General features: G+C 50.1%; 1 protein-coding gene, 2 tRNA genes and 3 rRNA genes. 5 read left to right on the plus strand and 1 reads right to left on the minus strand.

Going from position 1 to position 6,047, the window contains the following annotated elements:
• Positions 1-351 precede the first annotated feature (351 nt).
• The 5 genes from O0S09_RS09755 to rrf all read left to right on the plus strand — a co-directional run bounded on the left by O0S09_RS09755 (position 352) and on the right by rrf (position 5,758).
• Positions 352-1,819 (plus strand): 16S ribosomal RNA (locus O0S09_RS09755).
• Between the two features lie 167 nt (positions 1,820-1,986).
• Positions 1,987-2,059: transfer RNA gene (locus O0S09_RS09760), tRNA-Ala, on the plus strand.
• A 344-nt stretch (positions 2,060-2,403) separates the two neighbouring features.
• Positions 2,404-5,323, plus strand: a 23S ribosomal RNA gene (locus O0S09_RS09765).
• Positions 5,324-5,557: 234 nt separating this feature from the next.
• Positions 5,558-5,629: transfer RNA gene (locus O0S09_RS09770), tRNA-Cys, on the plus strand.
• A gap of 7 nt (positions 5,630-5,636) precedes the next feature.
• Positions 5,637-5,758 (plus strand): 5S ribosomal RNA (rrf, locus tag O0S09_RS09775).
• Together the 16S, 23S and 5S rRNA genes with 2 tRNA genes alongside form the textbook arrangement of a ribosomal RNA operon.
• Here rrf and O0S09_RS09780 read toward each other — a convergent pair.
• On the minus strand, positions 5,744-6,047 hold a 304-nt coding region (locus O0S09_RS09780; RefSeq protein ID WP_268923789.1), incomplete at its 5' end, for a hypothetical protein. The two genes, rrf and O0S09_RS09780, sit on opposite strands and share 15 nt — an antisense overlap.

The raw sequence follows: 6,047 nt of genomic DNA on the forward strand, positions 1-6,047 counted from the left end.
ATGTATCAGAGCTGGTTCGGTGGGTTTATATTCTCCCTCGTCCAACTATGTTACCTCGCAATGCAGCGCGACCCGCGGTGCGGTTCCGGATGTCAAATCCGGACACCGCCTCCTGCGGTTCGAAGAGTATAAATACGCTTGATGCGTATGTAATAAGGCTGTTTAAGTGGAGAACGAAACGCGAACCGGTGAAGTTCGAAAGAACTCACGCGGTAGTTTGTTCTGACGTTGGTATTGTGGCGATGCGGACATTCATTGAAATGACCGCTGATTCCTTTAACGTTTTACGCCTGGTTTTGTTAAGAACATTAACAAGAACAAGTGTGTATTTCGAAAGAAAAATAAATAGTAATTCTGGTTGATCCTGCCAGAGGCCATTGCTATCAGGGTTTGACTAAGCCATGCGAGTCGAGAGGGGTAAGCCCTCGGCATACTGCTCAGTAACACGTGGTTAATCTGCCCTTGGGTGGAGGATACTCCCGGGAAACTGGGGCTAATACTCCATAGTGAATGCATGCTGGAATGCTGCATTCTCGAAAGATTCATTCGCCCAAGGATGAGACTGCGTCCGATTAGGTCGTTGGTGGGGTAACGGCCCACCAAGCCTTTTATCGGTACGGGTTGTGGGAGCAAGATCCCGGAGATGGATTCTGAGACATGAATCCAGGCCCTACGGGGCGCAGCAGGCGCGCAAACTTTACAATGCGAGCAATCGTGATAAGGAAACCCTGAGTGCCTGTCGATGCAGGCTGTTCATATGTTTAAATTGCATGTGAAGAAAGGGCAGGGCAAGACCGGTGCCAGCCGCCGCGGTAATACCGGCTGCTCGAGTGATGGCCACTATTACTGGGTTTAAAGCGTCCGTAGCTTGACTGTTAGGTCTCTTGGGAAATCTTTTGGCTTAACCAAAAGGCGTCTAAGAGATACCGGCATTCTTGGAACTGGGAGAGGTAAGCCGTACTTCGGGGGTAGGAGTGAAATCTTGTAATCCTCGAGGGACGACCTATGGCGAAGGCAGCTTACCAGAACAGCTTCGACAGTGAGGGACGAAAGCTGGGGGAGCAAACGGGATTAGATACCCCGGTAGTCCCAGCCGTAAACAATGTGCGTTAGGTGTGTCGGTTACCACGCGTAACTGATGCGCCGAAGAGAAATCGTGAAACGCACCACCTGGGAAGTACGGTCGCAAGGCTGAAACTTAAAGGAATTGGCGGGGGAGCACCACAACAGGTGGAGCCTGCGGTTTAATTGGATTCAACGCCGGACATCTCACCGGATAAGACAGCTGAATGATTGTCAATCTGAAGGTTTTACATGACTAGCTGAGAGGAGGTGCATGGCCGTCGTCAGTTCGTACTGTGAAGCATCCTGTTAAGTCAGGCAACGAGCGAGACCCACGCCAACAATTGCCAGCAGCATCTCCGGATGGCTGGGGACATTGTTGGGACCGCCTCTGCTAAAGGGGAGGAAGGAATGGGCAACGGTAGGTCAGCATGCCCCGAATTATCCGGGCTACACGCGGGCTACAATGGCCGGGACAATGGGTAACCACACCGAAAGGTGCAGTCAATCTCCTAACCCCGGCCTTAGTTAGGATTGCGGGTTGCAACTCACCCGCATGAATCTGGAATCTGTAGTAATCGCGTTTCACTATAGCGCGGTGAATACGTCCCTGCTCCTTGCACACACCGCCCGTCAAACCATCCTAGTGGGGTTTGGATGAGTCCCTGGTCTTTGCCGGGGTCGAATCTAGGTTCCGTGAGGAGGGTTAAGTCGTAACAAGGTAGCCGTAGGGGAATCTGCGGCTGGATCACCTCCTAATGATCCAAAACCCTCGTAAAACGTCTAAGGGAATCGTATAAGCGGTCGTTTCAATGAACCGTACAATCGTCACAGTATCAACATACAATATGCACTCACACGTGCTGATGAAATAAACAGCAGCATGATGCCAGGTCGTATCCTGCATCCCAATATCAGTGTGAGGGGCGCGTAGCTCAGCTGGAAGAGCGCGGCGTTTGCAACGCCGAGGCCTGGGGTTCAAATCCCCACGCGTCCACTCCGCAGCCGCTTGTAACTCAGAATCTTTCTGACCGTTACCGGTTGCGGTTGCAATGCACCCGGAAACGCGAGTTACCGGGGAAGGACCGAGAGTCACTGACTCTTTGAGGTCGTGTATAGGTTTTGCATTTGGACGTTAAATGGGTATCAGCGGAAACCTTTCGCGAAAAACTCTCGAAAGCGTAACTTGTCGGTAAGGCAACAACACTTTAAGAGAACAGTCGGAAGCAATCCCTGGTTACAACAATTCCATTTATCACAAATAATCCAATCGTACCAAACGATTACATCTGGACATACCTTCGGATCACACTATCGTAAGATAGTCGTGCATTCGAAAATAAAACCTGGTTCTTATGCCGGTTAGTGGATGGTTCGGTTTGAGAGCCGATGAAGGGCGTGCCAAGCAGCGAAATGCCCCGGGAAGACGCAAGGAGTCTGTGATCCGGGGATCCCCTAATAGGACCTCCGTACCATTTTATGGTAAATCCGTCAGGATGGGGAACCTCCCGAAGTGAAACATCTCAGTAGGGAGAGGAAGAGAAATCAATTGAGATTACGTTAGTAGAGGCGATCGAACCCGTAAGAGTCTAAACCGAATCCCGCAAGGGACATGTGGTGTATGGCCTTCTATGTGGTATGACACTGCCTAATGAAAGTGACCTGGAATGGTCCGCCTGAGAGGGTGACAGCCCCGTACGTAGTGGCAGTCTCAGCCTGGAAGAGACCTGAGTAGCGTGGGTTGGAATTCCCGCGTGAATAAGGGGGTCACCTAACCTCCAAGACTAAATACTCCTCAAAACCGATAGCGAATTAGTAGCGTGAGCGAACACTGAAAAGTATCCCTGAAAAGGAAATGAAAAGTGCCTGAAACTAACCGGTGATCGTGTGTTGCGGCATGCAAGGACCTTCCGTTCGAAAGAACCCGTCGCGAGGCGGTAGTATGAGAATGGTTGCCGATGTCGCAACTTACGTTTTGAAGAACGGGCCAAAGAGTGTATTCCATTGGCGAGGTTAACCGTAACAGGGTAGCCGCAGCGAAAGCGACACGACCGTAGTTTATACTTGGGTCGGCGTACTAATAGTGCGTGGAGTCAATGGGATACGACCTGAAACCTGGTGATCTATGCCTGAGCAGGTTGAAGCGTGCCGAAAGGTGCGTGGAGGACCGCATGCGGTTTTGATATGCAAATCATTCGCGTGACTTGGGTATAGGAGTGAAAGATTCATCGAACCGGGTGTCAGCTGGTTCCTCTCGAAACATGTCTAAGCATGACCTCGACCGAGGATGACAGTGAGGTAGAGCACCTATTGGGAATCCCGGGGAAGAAATTCCTCGCTTCCTTGTAAAACTCCAAACTCCCTGTCTTCGTAGACGTCGGGCAGTCCGGGCTACGGGGTAAGCTTGTAGTCCGTAAGGGAGACAACCCAGCCCATGGTTAATGCCCCCCAATGTAGGCTAAGTGTCAACACTGAATGAAGTCCTAGGTCAAAGACAACTGGAAGGTGAGCTCAGAAGCAGCTATCCTTTAAAAAGTGCGTAACAGCTTACCAGTCAAGATTTAGGGCGCAGAAAATGGACGGGGCTCAAGCCTACTGCAGATACCATGGCGCATCCTTCGGGATGATCGAGTAGAGAGGCGTCCTGTATGGGCTGAAGCAGGGTCGTAAGTTCCTGTGGACCGTATAGGAATGAGAATTTTGGCAGTAGTAGAAGCAAAGAATGGTGAGAATCCATTCCGCCGAAGGGGCTAGGTTTCCTCGGCAATGTTCGTCAGCCGAGGGTTAGTCGGTCCTAAGTTGTATCATAATTTGAATACAGCGACAGGGAAACAGGTTAATATTCCTGTACCATGCGTTGATATACTGACGCATCGGGTTACACACAGCGGAACCGTCGTTCCGTCCAATCGTATAAGCTCTTGGAGTACCGTAATGGTGAGAATTGAGCGAAATCGTCATGGCGTAAGTATGTTCATACCTGGTGCCCGTGAAAAGGTAACGCATTGACCGTACCGAGAACCGACACAGGTGCCCCTAGTTGAAAAGACTCAGGCGTGTCGGAATTATTTGTGGTAAGGGAACTCGGCAAAATGGCCCCGTACCTTCGGAACAAGGGGTGCCTGCCTGGTGATCAGGCAGGTCGCAGTGACCAGGGAGCTCTAACTGTCTAACAACAACATAGCAGACTGCAACTCCGTAAGGACTAGTATAGTCTGTGAATCCTGCCCAGTGCGGGTATCTGAACACTGAGTACAATCGGACGAAGGACCCGTAAACGGCGGGGGTAACTATGACCCTCTTAAGGTAGCGTAGTACCTTGTCGCTTAATTGGCGACTTGCATGAATGGATTAATAAGGGCTCTACTGTCCCTACCGCAAATCCGTTGAACCTTTTATCCTTGTGCAGAGGCAAGGGACTCCCATCGGGAAGTGAAGACCCCATGGAGCTTTACTGCAGCCTGTCGTTGAATTACGGTATTACATGCGCAGCGTAGATGGTAGGTGTTAATGCTCATATTCCGGTATGAGTGGAGCCAACGTTGAGACACCATCCTTGTTCTGCTGTAGTTCTCACTCGTATTTTTTACGAGGACATCGGTAGGTAGGCAGTTTGGGTGGGGCGCCACACCCTCGAAAACATATCAAGGGTGCCCTATGGTCAACTCATGTGAGTCAGCAACTCACAGGAGAGTGTCAAGAGCATAAGTTGGCTTGACGTGATTTCGCATAGCAAGAAATCACGAGTGGAAACACGGGTCTAACGAACCAATACGCCTTTTTGGTGAGGGCTATTGACTACAGAAAAGCTACCCTGGGGATAACAGAGTCGTCGCCGGCAAGAGCACATATCGACCCGGCGGCTTGCTACCTCGATGTCGGTTCTTTCCATCCTGGCTGTGCAGCAGCAGCCAAGGGTGAGGTTGTTCGCCTATTAAAGGGGATCGTGAGCTGGGTTCAGACCGTCGTGAGACAGGTCGGTTACTATCTGATGGGAGTGTTCGAAATCTGAGAGCAAGAATGAAATAGTACGAGAGGAACTTTCATTCGTCACCTCTGGTGTATCGGTTGTCTGACAAGGCAGTGCCGAGCAGCTACGTGGCACGAGATAAAAACTGAAAGCATCTAAGTTTGAAACTTCGCTTGAAAAGAGATTTCGTTACAGAGCACCGGTAAAAGACCGGGTTAATAGGTTTGGGATGTACGCACGAAGGCAACGACGTGTTCAGTCCGCAAATACTAACGCTCAAATCCAGATTTTCTGGTATGTCCTACTCTGGCTGTTTTTATACAGCTTTTACAAAGATAACAATCGTTCAATACAATTCGGATTAGCAGTGACAGAATGGAAATGAGAAATCTTTTGGGATTTCTTCCCTGTTCTTATACGAGTCTTTTCCGCGAAACAGGTTTCGCTGTGCCCAGACGTTATCCAAATGCAAAACCCATGCCCTTAATAAACAGTAACCGCGAATATGTATATCCCAGTTACTGTGCCAAGTTGGCGGAGCGGCCACGCGGCTGCCTGCAGAGCAGCTCTACTCCCGTTCAAATCGGGAACTTGGCTTGGGGGATTCTGCGGCCATAGCAGAGAGGTTCCACCCGGACCCATTCCGAACCCGGCAGTTAAGCTCTCTTACGTCGGATACTGTACTGAGATACGCGAGTTCTCGGGAACTATTCAACGCTGCACCCCCCTTCTTTCTTCTTCTGAATTGTTTGTTGTTGTAAAATACGGTGTTTTTGCGTGTATCGCGTTTTCGTGTTTTTTGTATGTTTTTGCAGGTGATGATTGGTTGTATGGTTTTCTCTGTACTGCCTGATCTGTGTTTTGTGATTTCCGGTGAGCGGAGGCTGTTTGTGGTTTTTCCGGTGTTCTGTGGGTGGTTGCCGGTTTCTGTGGTTCAGACTGCAGGACAACGTTCCAAACGATGCTGCGCGATTCGTTCGTGTTAGCGTATTTTGGTGTGTTTTCCTTTGGTCTG

It is taken from the genome of Methanocorpusculum vombati, assembly GCF_026891935.1.
Lineage (GTDB): Archaea > Halobacteriota > Methanomicrobia > Methanomicrobiales > Methanocorpusculaceae > Methanocorpusculum > Methanocorpusculum vombati.